Origin of the sequence: Vibrio sp. S234-5 (genome assembly GCF_000960595.1) — a bacterium.
Lineage (GTDB): Bacteria > Pseudomonadota > Gammaproteobacteria > Enterobacterales > Vibrionaceae > Vibrio.
Window position 1 is genome coordinate 1 of the sequence record NZ_JZAM01000351.1, and the last position, 463, is coordinate 463.

A 463-nucleotide genomic window follows, 5' to 3' on the forward strand; every position below is an offset into this window, starting at 1 on the left:
GCACTGAAGTCGATGATGGTATCGAGACCACGTTCTACGGCTCATCTTTTATCACTGACCACACCGGTGCAAAAATTGCCGAAGCACCACGTGAGGGCGAAACCATCATTTACGCAGAAATCGCTCTCGCTGCGACAGCGAAAGCGCGTCACGCGTGGGCCTTGTTCCGCGGCGGTCGTCCAGACCTTTAAACAAGCGTCGGAAACATAGCTGTTTAAAGAGGCGTTAAAATGAAGTTATCGACAACACCAGCGCAAGATGGCTTCTATTTTCCGGCTGAGTTTCAGCCGGTTAGTGAAGTTTGGCTAGCGTGGCCAGAAAGGAAAGACAACTGGCGTGATGACGCATTACCCGCGCAAGAAACCTTTGCCAGAATCGCGAACTTAATCGCGGAAGTGACCAAGGTGTGCGTGGCGGTATGCTCGCACAACTTTGACCGAGCGCGTCAAATGCTCCAATCACA

The 463-nt window shown here is 52.1% G+C and carries 2 protein-coding genes; both read left to right on the top strand.

Annotated features, from left to right (window positions below):
- The coding region (locus UF06_RS18975) for a nitrilase-related carbon-nitrogen hydrolase (protein WP_045571825.1) at window positions 1-191 on the top strand (191 nt) is incomplete at its 5' end.
- Window positions 192-230: 39 nt separating this feature from the next.
- The coding region (locus tag UF06_RS18980) for an agmatine deiminase family protein (protein ID WP_045571826.1) at window positions 231-463 on the top strand (233 nt) is incomplete at its 3' end.